General features: G+C 74.5%; 19 protein-coding genes. 13 read left to right on the plus strand and 6 right to left on the minus strand.

Going from position 1 to position 14899, the window contains the following annotated elements; all coding sequences use genetic code 11:
* Window positions 1-72: 72 nt before the first annotated feature.
* A complete protein-coding gene (locus tag I4I82_RS24890) occupies window positions 73-1665 on the minus strand; it encodes an HNH endonuclease signature motif containing protein (protein WP_218596055.1) in 1593 nt (530 codons plus the stop codon).
* Between the two features lie 620 nt (window positions 1666-2285).
* Here I4I82_RS24890 and I4I82_RS24895 point away from each other — a divergent pair.
* Complete coding sequence (locus I4I82_RS24895; RefSeq protein ID WP_218592834.1) at window positions 2286-2561, plus strand: GlsB/YeaQ/YmgE family stress response membrane protein; 276 nt, start codon at window positions 2286-2288, stop codon at window positions 2559-2561.
* A 15-nt stretch (window positions 2562-2576) separates the two neighbouring features.
* Here the strand turns inward: I4I82_RS24895 and I4I82_RS24900 are convergent, their stop codons facing one another.
* Window positions 2577-2813: a Rossmann-fold NAD(P)-binding domain-containing protein gene (locus I4I82_RS24900; RefSeq protein WP_218592833.1), complete on the minus strand. Its 237-nt coding sequence runs from the start codon at window positions 2811-2813 to the stop codon at window positions 2577-2579.
* Here I4I82_RS24900 and I4I82_RS34540 point away from each other — a divergent pair.
* Window positions 2805-2930 (plus strand): hypothetical protein, encoded by a 126-nt coding sequence (locus I4I82_RS34540; protein WP_267460604.1) that lies wholly within the window; start codon window positions 2805-2807, stop codon window positions 2928-2930. The genes I4I82_RS24900 and I4I82_RS34540 overlap by 9 nt on opposite strands.
* Here I4I82_RS34540 and I4I82_RS24905 read toward each other — a convergent pair.
* Window positions 2927-4363 (minus strand): amidohydrolase family protein, encoded by a 1437-nt coding sequence (locus tag I4I82_RS24905; RefSeq protein WP_218592832.1) that lies wholly within the window; start codon window positions 4361-4363, stop codon window positions 2927-2929. The genes I4I82_RS34540 and I4I82_RS24905 overlap by 4 nt on opposite strands.
* Before the next feature lie 146 nt (window positions 4364-4509).
* Here I4I82_RS24905 and I4I82_RS24910 point away from each other — a divergent pair, with 146 nt between their 5' ends.
* The 6 genes from I4I82_RS24910 to I4I82_RS24935 all read left to right on the plus strand — a co-directional run bounded on the left by I4I82_RS24910 (window position 4510) and on the right by I4I82_RS24935 (window position 10206).
* Window positions 4510-5310 carry an IclR family transcriptional regulator domain-containing protein gene (locus tag I4I82_RS24910; RefSeq protein WP_218592831.1) on the plus strand — a complete coding sequence of 267 codons (801 nt, stop codon included), beginning with the start codon at window positions 4510-4512 and terminating at the stop codon, window positions 5308-5310.
* A 96-nt stretch (window positions 5311-5406) separates the two neighbouring features.
* Entirely contained in the window at window positions 5407-6552 is a 1146-nt protein-coding gene (locus I4I82_RS24915) for a CaiB/BaiF CoA transferase family protein (protein WP_218592830.1), read from the plus strand.
* Complete coding sequence (locus tag I4I82_RS24920) at window positions 6545-7339, plus strand: citryl-CoA lyase (RefSeq protein WP_218592829.1); 795 nt, start codon at window positions 6545-6547, stop codon at window positions 7337-7339. The genes I4I82_RS24915 and I4I82_RS24920 overlap by 8 nt, the downstream gene beginning before the upstream one ends.
* Window position 7340: 1 nt before the next feature.
* On the plus strand, window positions 7341-8201 hold the full coding sequence (locus tag I4I82_RS24925) for a dioxygenase family protein (protein WP_218592828.1): 861 nt from the start codon (window positions 7341-7343) through the stop codon (window positions 8199-8201).
* Window positions 8201-9157: a quinone oxidoreductase family protein gene (locus I4I82_RS24930; protein ID WP_218592827.1), complete on the plus strand. Its 957-nt coding sequence runs from the start codon at window positions 8201-8203 to the stop codon at window positions 9155-9157. Before I4I82_RS24925 ends, I4I82_RS24930 begins: the two co-directional genes overlap by 1 nt.
* A gap of 17 nt (window positions 9158-9174) precedes the next feature.
* Window positions 9175-10206, plus strand: a complete 1032-nt coding sequence (locus I4I82_RS24935; protein ID WP_218592826.1) for a uroporphyrinogen decarboxylase family protein — start codon at window positions 9175-9177, stop codon at window positions 10204-10206.
* Window positions 10207-10215: 9 nt separating this feature from the next.
* Here the strand turns inward: I4I82_RS24935 and I4I82_RS24940 are convergent, their stop codons facing one another.
* On the minus strand, window positions 10216-10866 hold the full coding sequence (locus I4I82_RS24940) for a ribonuclease H family protein (protein WP_218596526.1): 651 nt from the start codon (window positions 10864-10866) through the stop codon (window positions 10216-10218).
* Between the two features lie 71 nt (window positions 10867-10937).
* On the opposite strand from I4I82_RS24940, the gene I4I82_RS24945 reads away from it, so the two are divergent.
* The 3 genes from I4I82_RS24945 to I4I82_RS24955 all read left to right on the plus strand — a co-directional run bounded on the left by I4I82_RS24945 (window position 10938) and on the right by I4I82_RS24955 (window position 12647).
* Entirely contained in the window at window positions 10938-11276 is a 339-nt protein-coding gene (locus I4I82_RS24945; protein ID WP_218593702.1) for an MmcQ/YjbR family DNA-binding protein, read from the plus strand.
* A gap of 35 nt (window positions 11277-11311) precedes the next feature.
* On the plus strand, window positions 11312-12154 hold the full coding sequence (locus tag I4I82_RS24950; protein WP_218593701.1) for an enoyl-CoA hydratase/isomerase family protein: 843 nt from the start codon (window positions 11312-11314) through the stop codon (window positions 12152-12154).
* Between the two features lie 202 nt (window positions 12155-12356).
* The gene (locus I4I82_RS24955; RefSeq protein ID WP_218593700.1) at window positions 12357-12647 is read left to right on the plus strand and encodes a DUF1540 domain-containing protein; all 291 of its coding nucleotides are present in this window, start codon (window positions 12357-12359) and stop codon (window positions 12645-12647) included.
* On the opposite strand, the gene I4I82_RS24960 is transcribed toward I4I82_RS24955, so the two are convergent.
* Together I4I82_RS24960 and I4I82_RS24965 are read right to left on the minus strand one after the other, a co-directional pair.
* The gene (locus I4I82_RS24960) at window positions 12632-13048 is read right to left on the minus strand and encodes a hypothetical protein (protein WP_218593699.1); all 417 of its coding nucleotides are present in this window, start codon (window positions 13046-13048) and stop codon (window positions 12632-12634) included. The two genes, I4I82_RS24955 and I4I82_RS24960, sit on opposite strands and share 16 nt — an antisense overlap.
* Window positions 13049-13078: 30 nt before the next feature.
* Entirely contained in the window at window positions 13079-13501 is a 423-nt protein-coding gene (locus I4I82_RS24965; RefSeq protein WP_308112826.1) for a winged helix-turn-helix transcriptional regulator, read from the minus strand.
* A gap of 234 nt (window positions 13502-13735) precedes the next feature.
* Here I4I82_RS24965 and I4I82_RS24970 point away from each other — a divergent pair, with 234 nt between their 5' ends.
* Together I4I82_RS24970 and I4I82_RS24975 are read left to right on the plus strand one after the other, a co-directional pair.
* Entirely contained in the window at window positions 13736-14233 is a 498-nt protein-coding gene (locus I4I82_RS24970; protein WP_218593698.1) for a winged helix-turn-helix transcriptional regulator, read from the plus strand.
* A 119-nt stretch (window positions 14234-14352) separates the two neighbouring features.
* Window positions 14353-14898: an SRPBCC family protein gene (locus tag I4I82_RS24975; RefSeq protein WP_218593697.1), complete on the plus strand. Its 546-nt coding sequence runs from the start codon at window positions 14353-14355 to the stop codon at window positions 14896-14898.
* The last annotated feature ends 1 nt before the right edge of the window (window position 14899 follow it).

Below are 14899 nucleotides of genomic sequence, written 5' to 3' on the forward strand. Positions count from 1 at the left end.
TGCTCGCTCCCGTCCGCCGCACAGGCCACCGGCGCAACGGGGCAGGAGCGCCCGCGGTGCCGCTCATCCCGGTCAGAAGGGCGGCGGGTCCTGCGGGTCGCCACGCGAGGTCCAGTCGAGATCGACGTGGCGGTAGGGGACCGGCGCCGGTCTGGCCTGTCGCGACGGGCGGGGTGGGAGGTCGGGCTCGGGGCGGTAGTCGAAGGGGTCGCTGGTGTAGCGGTGGCCCGTCGGGGTGGTCCAGGTGAGCCGACCGTCGGGGTGTTGGACCACGCTCCACCCCGGCGAGTGCTTCTCGTGGTGGTGCAGGGTGCAGCCGTCGGTGAGGTTGTGCGCGGCGGTGGGGCCGAGCGGGTACGGGACGGTGTGGTCGAGTTCGGAGTCGAGCGCGCGGCGTCGGCACAGGGGCGAGCGGCAGTGGACGTCGCGGGCCCGGACGAAGTCGGTGAGCGCGGCGGGCGGGCGGTAGGTGGTGCGGCCGTGGTCGAGCAGGGCCCCGGACAGCGGGTCGGTGACCAGGCGCTTCCACACCGCGTCGGCGGCGATCTGCCGGGCCAGGTCGGCGGGGATCGGGCCGTAGCCGACCAGGTCGCACGGCTGCTCGTCGGCGCCGATCAAGGCGGAGTGCGGCACCACGACCTGCACCAGCGGCTTGCCCGGGTCGACCGGCCGCGGCGGCGCAGCCTCGCCAGTGCCAGTGCCAGTGCCAGTGCCAGTGCCAGTGCCAGTGCCAGTGCCGGTGCCGGCGGTGTCGGCGTCGGCAGAGCCGGTGTCGGCAGAGCCGGGGTCGGCACAGTCGAGGTCAGTGGTCGCGGCGCGGCTCGTGACCCGGCCGGTGAGGAGGTCGGCGAGGAGGTCTGCGCGCCGCGCGTCCATGCCGCGCGGGTCCTCGGCGCCGAGACCGCGGGCGAGGCGGGTGAGCCACTGGTGGGCGGCGAGCGCGTCGGGCGCGGCGAGCAGCGCCCACAGCGAGGCCATGCCCTCGGTCTCCTCGCCGACGACCACGCGCCGGTCGAGGCGGGCCTTCGCGTGCCGGTCGTTCGCGCCGTCGGGGTCGACAGCGATCACGGCGCGGCGCAGGGCGGCGACCAGCTGCGCGCGACTCTGCCGCTCGGCGGCGGGCAGCACCCGGTCCTGCACGCGGGCGGCCTGCTCGTCGGGGAGGTGCTGGGTGGCGTCGCAGATCGCGCGGACCTTGGTCGCATCGATCCGCCCGGCCTCGTGGGCGTCGAGCGTGGCGGGCAGAGTCTCGGTGAGCCGGCGGGCCTGGGCCAGCCGCTGCCCCGCCGTGAGCCGCGAGACCGACAGTGCCAAGGCGATCTCGTCCGGCGCCCACCGGCTGACGGCGCCGGGTCCCTGCGCGGCCACGTCCCGGGGATCGGCCGGACGTCGGCGGGCGAACTCGGCGAGCAGCCGGGACTGGCGCGCGGCGGCCCAGGAGGCGACGCGGTCGAGGTCGGCCACGGCGTCGACGAGCTCCGCGTCGGCGAGCTCACCGGGGTCGGCGGACGCGAGGTCGAGCTCGAGCGCGAGCCACCCCGATGGTGCGGGGCGTCCGGCGGCGACGAGGGCATCGAACACTTCGTCGAGCGGGGGCCAGTCGGGAGCGTCCGCGAGCATCCGGGAGACCTCGTCGGTCTCCTCCGGCGGCACGGCATCGAACATGTGTTCGATTCTAGCGGGAGCCTTCTCGCTGGTCAACCGCGTGGGAAGCACCGTTCGCTGCTGTGAACGATGCTCCTGGGTCGGCGCGTGACCCACGGCGGACCCAGGCCTGTGGCGTCACACCGAGCCGGCGCGCGAGGCGGTCGGAGCGCCGAGTCGCGGACCGTGGCAGATGGCGGCGACCGACTTGCGCCGTGCGTGAGAGGCGAACCCGCCGGACCCCGTCCCGCCGGACCCCGACCCGCCGCCCCGGCCGAGCTGCGCACCTGATCGCCGCCTGCGCACGGCGGGACGTGTGCGGGCGGCTGCTGGGTGCGCAGTTCGCGTTGATCGGGATGGCGACGCACACGGCCGGCCGGGCCCGCAGACGGCCGATCATTGGTCCGAACGGCCCGTCCGAGTGCCACGTGTAACGCATCCGGCGCATCCTGCGAATCACTCCACGGCAACTCACTTCGCGCGTCGCTGGGGAGCGGACGCGCCACCCGCCACGACCCCGGGTCACTCTGTGACCCGGGGTCGTCGCACGTCCGGGTCCTCGCGCCCGCGCCCGTCGCGCGGTACAACGGAGGCGGGCACGTGATCACGTGCCGGTGCCACGACCGGGGAGTGCAGGACACATGGGCGTCATCGGGACCATCATCGGCTGGGTCGTCTTCGGCCTCATCGCCGGATTCATCGCGCGCGCCATCGTGCCCGGCAAGGACCACATCGGCATCGCGCGCACCATCGCGGTCGGCGTCGTCGGCTCCGTGCTGGGCGGCCTCATCTTCGGCCTGCTGACGGGCGGTTTCCGCGGCTTCCAGCCCGCCGGCTGGATCGGCTCGATCATCGGCGCCGTGATCGTCCTGCTGGTCTACAACCGCGTCACCGGCCGCAAGCAGAACCGCCTGTAGCCAGCGCGCGCTCCGTCATCGGGGCGTGACCCGAGCGCCCGGTCCGACCACCTCCGCCAGCAGCGCGCGGAGCGGGACCACCGGGCGCCCGAGCACGTCGGCCGGCGCGGACGCGGTGTCGGCGAAGCCGCACTCGCGGGACGCGCGGAACACCCCGAGCAGCATCTCCGCCGGGCCGGTCGGCGCGCCGCGGTCGACGAGGCCGGCCGCCCACTCGTCGTCGGCGACGTCCTCGCGACCTACGTGGCGCACGAGACGCCGGCGTTCCGGACGGTCGTGCCCGACCTCCCGGGGCTGACCGCCGCCGAGCGCGTCCTGCTGGTCGAGTGGCTCGACCGGGAGACCGGGCGACCCGACGGGCAGGTCTAGGAAGCAGTACCGCCGTGCGTGCCCGCACTGCGGTAGTCGGTGTAGGTGTAGGGGTTGTCCAGCACCTTCGTCTCCGGCACGTCGGGGTTCATGCCCTGCTGCCACGCCTCCTCGCCCATCGCCCCGCGCAGGTGCTCGACCGTCGCGTCCACCGTGCGCCGCACCGACGCCAGGTCGACGTCGACGAGCCGCCCGTCGCGCTTCACCACGCGGCCCCCGACGAGCACGGTGTGCACGTCGGCGCGCTGCGCCTGGAACGCGACGTGCCCGTGCGGGTTGAGCACCGGGAACGAGACGGGGGAGTGGTCGTTGCGCAGCAGCACGACGTCGGCCTTCTTGCCGACCTCGATGCTGCCCAGCTCGGACTCCCGGCCCAGCGCCGCCGCGCCGCCGCGGGTGGCCCACTCGACGACCTGGTCGGCGCGCAGGGAGGCGTGCGTGACGGTGTCGCCCTGCGCGTGCGCCTCCATGTGCTCGCGCGAGCGGTCGGCGCCCAGCGTGGTGCGCATGGCGGAGAACAGGTCGCCGCTCCACCAGACCGAGGTGTCCATCGACAGCGACACCGGGATCCCGTGCGAGCGCAGCGCCCACGTGGGCGGGTAGCCCTGGCCCGCGCTCTGCTCGCTCTCGGTGGACACCGAGACGGAGCCGCCGGTGGCCGCGATGCGGTGGTAGGAGTCGGCCGACAGCGTGGCCGCGTGGACGTAGACCGTCTCCGGCGTCATGAAGCCGTGGTCGTGCATGAGCTTGATGCCGTCGTCGTTGGTGGCGCCCCAGACGCCGGCATGCGTCGTGACCGGCACGCCCATCTCGCGCGCGACCTCGAAGGCGGGCTTCTCGGGGAACGCCGGGTCGCCGGTGACGTCGAACGCGAGCTGGAAGCCGAGGTTCTCCTTGCCGGTGACGCGGCGGGAGACGAAGTCGCGGAACTCGGGCGTGGCCGTCCAGTTCGCGGGGGCGTCCTGGATGTTGCCGTAGGCGAGGACGAACCGGCCCGGCACCGCCTCGAGCGCGTCGACGGCGGCGTCGGCGTGCGCGACGGTCTGCAGCCCGTGCGACCAGTCGACGGTCGTGGTGACGCCGGCGTCGAGCGCCTCCCAGGCGCCGAGCAGGTTGCCCGCGTGGACGTCCTCGGGGCGGAAGGCCTTGCCCCACTCCAGGTAGTACCAGACGAAGTACTGCGTGAGCGTCCAGTCGGCGCCGTAGCCGCGCATCGCGGTCTGCCACATGTGCCGGTGGGTGTCGATCATGCCCGGCATCACGACGCCGCCGGTCGCGTCGATCTCCTCGGTGCCCGCCGGCACCTCCAGACCGGGGCCGACGGCGGCGATCACGCCGTCGACGACCAGCACGTCGTGGCCGGGCAGCACGCTGCGCCCGGCGTCGACGGTCAGGACCGTGCCACCCCGCAGGACGACCGGACGCTCGCTCATCTGTGAACCCTCCGTTGCGTACACCCGTCCGCGTACAACCGTCCGCGTGACGGACACTCGCGGTCAGGGTGACTGTGGCGCAGGTCGGCCCGGCTGTCAATGCGGTCGGCTACCCTGCGCTGACGCGAGGGAGAGGGGATCGAGCGGTGCCACGCGAGGGAGCCGGTCCCGACTTCATCGAGGCGCTGGCGCGCGGCCTGGAGGTGATCGCGGCCTTCGGGCCCGAGCGCCCGGCGATGACGCTCGCCGAGGTCGCGGGCGCCACCGGCCTGGCGCGGCCCACCGCGCGCCGGATCCTGCTGACGCTCGAGGAGCTCGGCTACGTCCGCGCCGAGGGCCGCGGCTACTCGCTGACGCCGCGGGTGCTCGAGCTCGGCGTCGCCTACGTGCGCTCGCAGGGGCTGTGGGACGTCGCGCGCCCGCACATGGAGAAGCTCGGCGCGCGCACGAACGAGTCCGTCTCGATCGCCCAGCTCGACGGCTCCGACATCGTCTACGTCGCGCGCGTGTCCGTCCCCAAGATCGTCTCGCTCGCGGTGCAGATCGGGACGCGCTTTCCCGCTCTGCCGACGTCGCTGGGCAAGGTGCAGCTCGCCGCGCTCGACGCCGAGGAGCTCGAGGCGGTGCTCGCACAGCCCACCCGCTCCGGCCTCGTGGCGCGCTGGTGCCCCGACCGCGCCGAGCGCGACGCGGCCCTGCGCGAGGTGCGTGCCCGCGGCTGGGCTCTCACCGACGAGCAGCTCACGCTGGGCATCCGCTCGGTGGCCGCGCCCCTGCGCGACGGCTCCGGGAAGGTGATCGCCGGCCTCAACGTCAACTGCCACGCCGCCGAGACGCCGGTCGAGCGCCTGCTCGAGCACCACCTGCCGCTGCTGCTGCAGGCCGCGGGCGACATCAGCGCCGACTTCGCGCGCGTGCAGGACGTGCCGCACGTCGCCGTCTCCTGAGGTGCCCCCGGAGTCGCCCCGGCTTGACCGCTCGGGCGGTACGGCGGAGACTCGGCTTTGGCGGACGACTGTCCGCCAGTCGGACGAGGAGGGTGCATGCCGGGACCGCTGTCAGGGGTGCTGGTCGCCGACCTCTCCCGCGTCCTCGCCGGGCCGTACGCCACGATGCTGCTGGCGGACATGGGGGCCGAGGTCGTCAAGGTCGAGAGCCCCCAGGGCGACGAGACGCGCACCTGGACGCCGCCCGTGCGGGGTGAGACGTCCACCTACTACCTGGGCGTCAACCGCGGGAAGCGGTCGATCGCGCTGGACCTGCGCGACGACGCCGACGCCGCCGTCGCCCGCGAACTGGTGCGCCGCGCCGACGTCGTCGTCGAGAACTTCAAGCCCGGCGGCCTGGCCCGCTTCGGGCTCGACCACGACACCGTCCGCGCCGCCAACCCCCGCGCCGTCTACGCCTCGATCAGCGGCTTCGGCTCCGGTGCGGGCGCGCACGTCCCCGGCTACGACCTCATGGTGCAGGCGATCTCCGGCCTGATGAGCCTGACGGGCGACGCCGACGGGCCGCCCTACCGCGCCGGCATCTCCGTGTTCGACGTCATGGCCGGCAACCACGCCGTCATCGGCATCCTCGCCGCCCTGCGCCACCGCGACGCCACCGGCGAGGGCCAGCACGTCGAGGTCAACCTGCTGTCCTCCGCGCTGACCGGGCTGGTCAACCACAGCTCCGCCTACGTCGCGGGCGGCGTCGTGCCCACCCGCATGGGCAACGCGCACCCCAGCGTCTTCCCCTACGAGCCGCTGCCCACCGCCGACGACGACCTCATCGTCGCCGCGGCCAACGACGGGCAGTTCCGCAAGCTGTGCGACGTGCTCGGCATCCCCGGGGTGCCCGACGACCCGCGCTTCGCCCGCAACGCCGACCGCACCGCGCACCGCGAGGAGCTGCGCCCGATCCTCACCGATCGGCTCGCCACCCGCGGCGCCGTCGAGTGGTTCGAGGAGCTGACGAAGGTGGGCGTGCCGTGCGGGCCCATCGGCACCATCGACGGTGGGTTCGCGATGGCCGAGCGGTTCGGGCTCGACCCCGTCGTCGAGGTGGGGGAGGGCGAACGCGCGGTGCCCACGACCCGGCACCCGATCCGCTTCTCCGCGACGCCCGCGGCCTACCGGCTGCCCCCGCCCGAGCTCGACGAGCACGGCGCCGAGCTGCGCACGTGGCTGGAGGAGACCGGTGCCTGAGTACCCCACCGCGCTGGGCGCCTCGTCCCGCGAGACGATCACGCTGCTCGGCCACGACCTCGCCGAGGACGTCATGGGGAAGGTCGGGTTCGGCGAGCTCGCGTTCTGGCTCGCCACCCAGCGCCGCCCCAGCTCCGGCGAGACCCGCGTGTTCGAGGCCGTGCTCGCCGCGCTGGCCGACCACGGCTTCACCCCGACCGCGATCGTCACGCGCCTCACCTACCTGTCCGCGCCCGACTCCGTGCAGGGCGCGCTCGCGGCCGGCCTGCTCGGCGGCGGGTCGCGCTTCCTGGGCGTCACCGAGGACTGCGGCCGGTTCCTGCACGCGCACCTGCCCGACGAGCTCCCCGTCGACGACGCCGGCTGGGACGCGCTCGCCCTCGACGTCGTGCGCGCGCAGCGGGAGGCCAAGCGGTTCGTGCCGGGCCTGGGCCACCACGTGCACAAGGACGGCGACCCGCGCACCCCGCGGCTGTTCGCCGTCGCCACCGAGGAGGGCCTCTACGGCCCGCACCTCTCGCTGTTCGCCGCCATCGGCCGGGTCCACCCGCGGGTGCTGGGGAAGACGCTGCCGCTCAACGGCGCCGGCGTCTGCGGCGCCGCGCTGGCCGACCTCGGCCTGCCGCTGGAGCTGCTGCGCGGCTTCGCGCTGCTCGCCCGCACCGCCGGCCTGATCGGGCAGCTGGCGGAGGAGTTGCGCCACCCCGTCGGCAACGACATCTTCCTGTCCGTGGACCTGAACAACCGGTCGGTCGAGCCCGACCCGTACCCGACCGAGGGGATCTGAGATGGACGCCGTCACCGCCGACACCATCACCGACGCCGCCACCGCCCGCTGGGGCACCGCGCACGACCCGCGCACCGGCGAGGTCCTCACGGCGCTGGTCCGCCACCTGCACGACTTCGCCCGCGAGGTGCGCCTCACCGAGGCCGAGTGGATGGCGGCGATCCGCTGGCTGACCGCCACCGGGCAGATCAGCGACGAGAAGCGCGAGGAGTTCATCCTCGCCTCCGACGTGCTCGGCCTGTCGATGCTCGTCGTGCAGATGAACCACGAGCTGGACCCGGCGGCCACCCCGGCCACCGTGCTCGGCCCCTTCCACATCGACGGCTCGCCCGAGCTGGGCTTCGGCGAGGACATGAGCCAGGGCCTGCCCGGCGCGCCGCTCTACCTCACCGGGACCGTCCGCGGGCTCGACGGCACGCCCGTCGGCGGCGCGGTGCTCGACGTGTGGCAGGCCGACGAGGACGGCGCCTACGAGGCCCAGCTCCCCGTCGACGAGGCCCGGCTGCGCGCGAAGTACGCCACCCGCGCCGACGGCACCTACTGCGTGCGGACCATCGCGCCCAGGGGCTACGCGATCCCGATGGACGGCCCGGTCGGCGAGCTGATCTCCCGCACCGACATCAGCCACCACCGCCCCGCGCACGTGCACGTCCTGCTCGACGTCCCCGGCTTCCACCCGCTGATCACCCACCTGTTCCAGGAGGGTGCGCAGTACCTCGACAGCGACGTCGTGTTCGGCACCAAGCCCGAGCTCGTCGTCGCGTTCGAGCCGCGGGAGCCCGGCCCCACGCCCGACGGCGGCACGTCGGACGTGCCGTGGCTCGAGGCGCGCTACGACTTCGTCCTGCAGGCCGCGGGCTGATGCGGGCCGCGGAGATCCGCACGGCGGGCCACCCGCCCGAGGTGGGGGAGCGGGCCGAGCCCGCAGGCGTACTGGTCGACGTCCTCGCCGCCCCGATCACGCCGCTCGACGTCCTCTGCGCCTCGGGCACCTCCTACTTCGGTGCGCCCGCCACGCCCTACGTCCCGGGCGTGCAGGGCGTCGGCACCCTCGCCTCGCCGCTGGGCGACCTCACCGCGGGCACCCCCGTCTGGTTCGCCACGAGCGCGGGCATGGCGCCGGGCGACGGCAGCATGGCCCAGCGCGCCGCCGTCACCGCCGACGACGTCGTCGCGCTCCCACCGGGCGTCGACCCGGTGCTGGCCGGGGCGCTCGGCCTGTCCGCCGTCGCCGCGTGGATGTGCCTGACCTGGCGCGGCCGGCTCGCGCCGGGGGAGACCGTGCTCGTGCTCGGCGCGGGCGGGGCCGTCGGCGAGACGGCCGTGCAGCTCGCGCGCCTGGCCGGGGCCGGGCGGGTCGTCGCCTGCGCGCGGTCGGCGTCCGCGCTCGACCGGGCGCGCCGGCACGGGGCCGACGCCACCGTCCTGCTCGACGGGGACGACTGGACCGCCCGGATGACCGCGGCCACCGACGGCGGGCCCGACCTCGTCATCGACCCCCTGTCCGGCCCTCCCGCCGCCGCCGCGCTCGCCTCGCTGCGCACCGGCGGCCGGCTGGTGAACCTCGGCGGCGCGGCCGCCCCCGCCTGCAGCGTCGACTCGGCGACGCTGCGCAGCCGCTCGCTCGACGTCCTGGGCTACACCAACAACGCCCTGGACCCCGCCCGCCGCCGCGACGCCGTGCAGGCCGTCGCCCGCTTCGCCGCGGCCGGCGAGCTGACCGTGCTCCACGAGCGCGTCCCGCTCGACGACGCCGCCGACGCCTGGACCCGCCAGCGCGACGGTGCCGCCCGCGGCCGCGTCGTCCTCGTCCCCTGACCGCCCGGAGGCCCCTCATGTCCCTGCCGCTGCTGCCGACGTCGCTGGTGGGGTCCTACGCCCAGCCCGACTGGCTGATCGACCGCGCCAAGCTCGCCGGGCGCTTCCCGCCGCGGGTGCGTGCGAAGGAGCTGTGGCGCCCGGCGCCCGAGCACCTCGCGCAGGCCCAGGACGACGCCACGCTGCTCGCGATCCGCGCGCAGGAGGAGGCCGGGCTCGACATCCTCACCGACGGGGAGATCCGCCGGGAGTCCTACTCCAACCACTTCGCCACCGCGCTCGACGGCGTCGACGTCGACAACCCCGGCACGGCGCTGGACCGCAGCGGCCACCCCAACCCGGTCCCGCGCATCACCGGCCCGATCCGCCGGACGCGGCCCGTCGAGGTCGACGACGTGCGCTTCCTGCGCGCCCACACCGACCGCACGATCAAGATGACGGTGCCCGGGCCGTTCACGATGAGCCAGCAGGCGCAGAACGACCACTACCCCGACGCGGAGGCCGCCGCGATGGACTACGCGGCCGCCGTCAACGCCGAGATCCGCGACCTGCACGCCGCCGGCGCCGACGTCGTGCAGATCGACGAGCCGTACATGCAGGCCCGCCCGGACGCCGCCCGCGCCTACGGCCTCGCCGCGCTCAACGCCGCACTCGAGGGCGTCACCGGCACGACCGCGGTGCACATCTGCTTCGGCTACGCCGCGATCATCCACGAGCGGCCCGAGGGCTACTCGTTCCTGCCCGAGCTGGCCGGGTGCTCCGTCGACCAGGTGTCGATCGAGACCGCGCAGTCCGGGCTCGACCTGGGCGTGCTCGCCGACCTCTCGGGCAAGACGGTGCTGCTCGGGGTCGTCGACCTGTCCGACCCGGCCGTCGAGACGCCCGAGGTCGTGGCGGGCCGCGTGCGTCGCGCGTTCGCCCACACCGCGCCGGAGAACCTGGTCATCAGCACCGACTGCGGCATGAAGTACCTGCCGCGGGAGAGCGCCGAGGGCAAGATGCGGGCGATGGCCGGGGCGGCGGCGCTGCTGCGGGCGGAGCTGGCCTGAGGGGCCCGCTCAGGACCCGGGGCGGAGGCCCCGCCCCGCCGCGGCCTGCGACTGCTCGACGGCGAGGACGTCGACGAGGTCGTTCATCTCGTCGCCGGAGTGGCCCTTCACCCAGCGGAAGGACACGTCGCCGCGCCCGTTGACCAGCGTGATCAGCGGCTCCCACAGGTCGCGGCTGACCACGGGCTTCTTCGCGCTGGTGACCCAGCCGCGGTCGATCCAGCCCTTCCACCAGCGGTCGCGGAAGCAGTTGACGACGTAGGTCGAGTCGCTGACGACGACCAGCGGCCCCTCCAGCGCCCGCACGGCCTCCAGCGCGGCGCGGATCTCCATGCGCTGGTTGGTGGTCGGCGACTCGCCCCCGCTGTCCTGGCGCCCGTCGCGCGTGGCCCAGGCCCAGCCGCCGGGGCCGGGGTTGCCCGAGCAGGCGCCGTCGGTCCAGACCTCCAGGGCGCCGTCGGGGGCGGGCATGTCGGGGCGGGCGGGCTTGGCGGCGGCCTTGCGAGCAGGCGACTTCTTCGCCGGCGCCGCCGCGGGGGCGGCGCCGGGCGCCGCGGCGCAGGCCGTGTGCGCCCACACGTTCCCGGAGCGGGCGATCTCCTCGCCGGGCGAGATGGCGGAGGCGCAGACGCCGCAGGTGGTGGCGTACTTGGCGGTCATCGGCACCCGGCAACCGTAGTGCTCGCCCCTGTCGGTGCCGCGCCCTAGGCTGCCGTCCGTGCGGGACCGCGATGGCTGACGCCGACGACGTCCGCCGGCTCGCCCTCGCCCTCGACGGCGCCGTGGAGAACGAGTCCGACGGCTTCGACTTCCGCGTCGGCGGGCGCGGGTTCGTGTGGTCCTACCCCGAGCGCGAGCCCGGGCGCCGCCGCGTCCTGCGCACCGACGTCGCCGTGCTCTACGTCGGCGACGAGGCCGAGAAGCAGGCCCTGGTGCTCGGCGAGCCCGAGCTCTTCTTCACCGTCCCCGGCTACGACGGCCTGCCGCTGGTGATGGTGCGCCTGCCGCGCGTCACCGTCGACCGCCTCGCCGAGCTCGTCACCGACGCCTGGCGGATGCGCGTCGAGTAGCGGTCCCTCCTCCCACCCGGTGTCAGGATGGGGCGATGACCGCACCGACCCCGTCCTCGACGGACTCGACCTCCCCCGTCCGGATCGAGCGCGACGGCGACCTCGCGGTCGTCGTCCTCGACGCCCCTCCGCTGAACCTGTTCGACGAGGCGGTGTTCGCCGCGTGGGAGCAGGTCGTCGGCGAGCTCACCGCGCTCTGCGACCCGGCGCGCGAGGACCGCGCGCGGGCGGTGCTCGTCGAGGCGCGGGGCAAGGTCGTGTCCGGCGGCGTCGACGTCACGCTGTTCGCCGGCATCGCCGACGGCCCCGACCCGGCCGCGCGCGGGGCCGAGCTGTGGGAGCGGCTGCTGCCGGTCGCGCAGGGGCTCGAGGACCTGCCGGTGCCCACGGTGTTCGCCGCGCACGGCCTCACCCTCACGGCCGCGTTCGAGCTGGCCCTGGCGTGCGACCTGCTGCTGGCGGCCGAGAAGGCCACCTTCGGGCTGGTGGAGATCGTCGTCGGGCTGACGCCGTCGATGGGCGGGCCGCAACGCCTCGCCGAGCGCGCGGGCCCGGCGCGGGCCAAGGAGCTGATCTACACCGGCGGGCGCTTCCCGGCGGCGGAGCTGGCGCAGTGGGGTGTGGTCAACCGGGTGCTGCCCGACGAGGGCTTCGCCGACGCGGCGCGCCGGTTCGCCCGGCGCCTCGCCGCCGGTCCGACGGTGGCCCACGCGGCGACGAAGGAGCTGGTCACGACGGCGGTGCGCGAGGGCGTCCGCGCGGCCGACGACGCCGTGCCCGCCGTCTCGGGTGCGCTGTTCGACACCGACGACCTGCGGGGCGCGGTCGCGTCGTTCCTCAGCGAGGGGCCCGGCAAGGCGCAGTACCGGGGACGCTGATCCGACCGTACGGGTGCGCAGGCCTACGAGCCCGACGCGCATCACCCGTACGGACCTACTGCGGTGTGACCTGGGGCACCGAATTGCGGCGTTTGGGAATGCGTCGCCGCTGGTCGTCCCGGCAACTGAGGCCGGACTGATCATCGGTGAGGTCAGGCTGACTCCGGTGGCGGGAGCTTGTCCGGTTCCTCATCCTCATCCCATGACCTCGACCCAGAACATGCCCCAGGTGCAGGACTGCTCCGTGACCGCCTGCTCCTACAACGAGAGCAGCAGCTGCCACGCCGGCGCCATCACCATCGGCGGCGACCACGCCCACTGCGGCACCTTCGTCGAGATCTCGTTCCGCGGCGGTAGCGCCGACAACGGCCTCGTCGGTGCCTGCCACCGCTCGGAGTGCCGCTACAACGAGAAGCTCGAGTGCACCGCCGCGTCGGTGAGCGTCGGTGCCGGCGCCGACAACGCCGACTGCCTCACCTACGAGGCCAGGTAGGCCAGCTGCTCCACCCGGATGTCGCCGCTCCGGTCGACGCGCAGTGCGCCGTCGGCCACGGCCATCCCGGCCACCGGGTCGGCGTCGTCGACGAGGACGGCCACCCCCGACGCCGCCAGGGCGGGCAGCCGGGCCAGCACGGCCCTGCGTTGCGCGGCGGCGAGACCGTCGGTGAAGCGGTCGACCAGCAGGATCGCCACCCGGCCGGGCTCGACCGCGTCGAGCGCCACCAGCCGGTCGGCCAGCGGGTCGACCGGTCGGGCGCCGAGCCGGCGCACCCCCGCGTCGTGCCCGTCGGCACAGCGACCGGTGGCGTCGTCGAGCCGGTTCATCATCCGGCGCCGGGCCACGCTCGGGCCCAGCAGCACGGTCACCTCGCCCACGGGCAGTCGCAGCGACACGAGCCCCTCCTCCTCCGAACTGAGGACAGGCTAACCAGTGCGACGCGCGGACGGAAGACGTCTCGCGCGTCCCGTCCGCGGGAGGTTCTGCGGCAGGTGCCCCCTGCCCCACGTCCCATCCCCGCCAGCACCGGGCCGAGCTCCACGCCCGCGGCCGTGAGGGTGGTACTCCTGGCGCCGCCGCGACCCGGGTTCGCGGTGGTCGACGCGCTCCACCGCCCCGACCGCGACCAGCTCGGCCAGGCGCCCGGCCAGCACCGTGCGCGAGATCCCGAGGTGCGCGACGAGGTCGTCGACGCGGTGCACGCCGTCGCCGAGGTCGCGCACGACAGATCGCCGGGGTCGGCTACGACCGGATCGACCTACGACCGGATCGACGCCGCCGGGCTGCACCTGACCGTCGACGGCGACGACGGGCCGGGCGCGCGGGTGCTGGCCGTGGACACGGGACACGGTCGTGGTGTGCGGGCCAGGAGCCCGTGCGCGACCTCCTCGACGCGCCGCGGGACGGCGGGGCCTCGGTGCACGTCATCGGCGGGGCCGACGAGGCCGCCGGGCACGACGCGACAGGGCCATCGACCAGGGCACGCGCGTCGCGGCCGCGCTGCGATTCCCGGCTGTGCGACCCGCGACCGTGGAGCTGGCTGAGCTGCTCAGTCTCGAATCTCTACCCGCTATCATCGCGCCATGAGGCGAACATCCTTCGCGAACTGGCCCTGCTCCATCGCCCGCGCGATGGACCTGCTGGGGGACTGGTGGACCCCGCTGGTCCTGCGCGAGGCGTTCTACGGCATCCAGCGGTTCGACGACTTCCACAAGGGTCTGAACATCGCGCGCAACACCCTCGCCGACCGGCTCAAGACGCTGGTCGCCGAGGGCCTGATGGAGAAGCGGGCCTACCAGTCCGACCCGGTGCGCTACGACTACGTGCTCACCCGCAAGGGCCGGGAGTTCTTCCCGGTGCTGATGGCCCTGCAGAAGTGGGGCGACGAGTGGCTGTCGGAGGAGGCGGGCCCGCCCATCCTCCTGCGCCACGAGCGGTGCGGGCACGACGCCGTCGCCGAGGTGGTCTGCAGCAGCTGCCACGAGCCGATGACCTCGGCCGACACCACGCTGCACATCGGGCCGGGCTACCCCGAGCGGCTCACCCACCGCGAGGACGTCAAGCAGCGCTTCGGTCTCTGAGGTCGTCCGGGCACCGGCCGGGCGGGGGGTCCCCGTCCGGCCGGTGCTCTGCGTTGACAGGTCAGTTCAAATGAGCAACTCTATCGGCGAGCGGGCAGCCGAACCCAGGAGGCGACGTCATGGAGTGGACCGGTGCGACCTACGCGGACATCCCCACGGTCGAGGTGGACACGTGGGTCGCCGCGGCCCCCGAGGCGGTGTGGGCGACCGTCGCGGACCCGACGCTGATGCCGTCGATGAGCGAGGAGCTCCAGACGGTCGAGTGGCTCGACGGGCGCGCGCGGCCCGAGGTCGGCGCGAGGTTCCGCGGCTCCAGCAAGCACCCCGCGCTCGGCGAGTGGTCGACGGTCTCCGAGATCGTCGAGTGCGCCGAGCCGGAGGTGTTCGCCTGGGCGGTCGAGGACGTCGAGAACCCGACGGCGGTGTGGCGCTACACCCTCGAGCCCGAGGGCGACGGCACGCGGCTGCGGCAGTGGATGCAGATGGGCCCGGGCCGCTCGGGCCTCAGCCTCGCCATCGACGAGATGCCCGACAAGGAGCAGAAGATCGTCTTCGTGCGGATGCGCGAGTTCGAGAAGAACATGTCCGCCTCGCTCGCCGGTATCAAGGCCCGCGTCGAGGCCGCCTCCGCTCCTGCGGGCTCCACTCCTGCGGCCGGAGCCTGAG

This window comes from Pseudonocardia oceani (genome assembly GCF_019263585.2).
Taxonomy (GTDB): domain Bacteria; phylum Actinomycetota; class Actinomycetes; order Mycobacteriales; family Pseudonocardiaceae; genus Pseudonocardia; species Pseudonocardia oceani.

Excerpts from the sequence above, each read along its gene's own strand:
- I4I82_RS24895 (WP_218592834.1), top strand. The coding sequence starts at position 2,286 with ATGGGCGTCATCGGGACCATCATCGGCTGGGTCGTCTTCGGCCTCATC.
- I4I82_RS24945 (WP_218593702.1), top strand. The coding sequence starts at position 10,938 with ATGGCTGACGCCGACGACGTCCGCCGGCTCGCCCTCGCCCTCGACGGC.
- I4I82_RS24930 (WP_218592827.1), top strand. The coding sequence starts at position 8,201 with ATGCGGGCCGCGGAGATCCGCACGGCGGGCCACCCGCCCGAGGTGGGG.
- I4I82_RS24915 (WP_218592830.1), top strand. The coding sequence starts at position 5,407 with ATGCCGGGACCGCTGTCAGGGGTGCTGGTCGCCGACCTCTCCCGCGTC.
- I4I82_RS24890 (WP_218596055.1), bottom strand. The coding sequence starts at position 1,665 with ATGTTCGATGCCGTGCCGCCGGAGGAGACCGACGAGGTCTCCCGGATG.
- I4I82_RS24975 (WP_218593697.1), top strand. The coding sequence starts at position 14,353 with ATGGAGTGGACCGGTGCGACCTACGCGGACATCCCCACGGTCGAGGTG.
- I4I82_RS24925 (WP_218592828.1), top strand. The coding sequence starts at position 7,341 with ATGGACGCCGTCACCGCCGACACCATCACCGACGCCGCCACCGCCCGC.
- I4I82_RS24950 (WP_218593701.1), top strand. The coding sequence starts at position 11,312 with ATGACCGCACCGACCCCGTCCTCGACGGACTCGACCTCCCCCGTCCGG.
- I4I82_RS24935 (WP_218592826.1), top strand. The coding sequence starts at position 9,175 with ATGTCCCTGCCGCTGCTGCCGACGTCGCTGGTGGGGTCCTACGCCCAG.
- I4I82_RS24905 (WP_218592832.1), bottom strand. The coding sequence starts at position 4,363 with ATGAGCGAGCGTCCGGTCGTCCTGCGGGGTGGCACGGTCCTGACCGTC.
- I4I82_RS24955 (WP_218593700.1), top strand. The coding sequence starts at position 12,357 with ATGACCTCGACCCAGAACATGCCCCAGGTGCAGGACTGCTCCGTGACC.
- I4I82_RS24940 (WP_218596526.1), bottom strand. The coding sequence starts at position 10,866 with ATGACCGCCAAGTACGCCACCACCTGCGGCGTCTGCGCCTCCGCCATC.
- I4I82_RS24970 (WP_218593698.1), top strand. The coding sequence starts at position 13,736 with ATGAGGCGAACATCCTTCGCGAACTGGCCCTGCTCCATCGCCCGCGCG.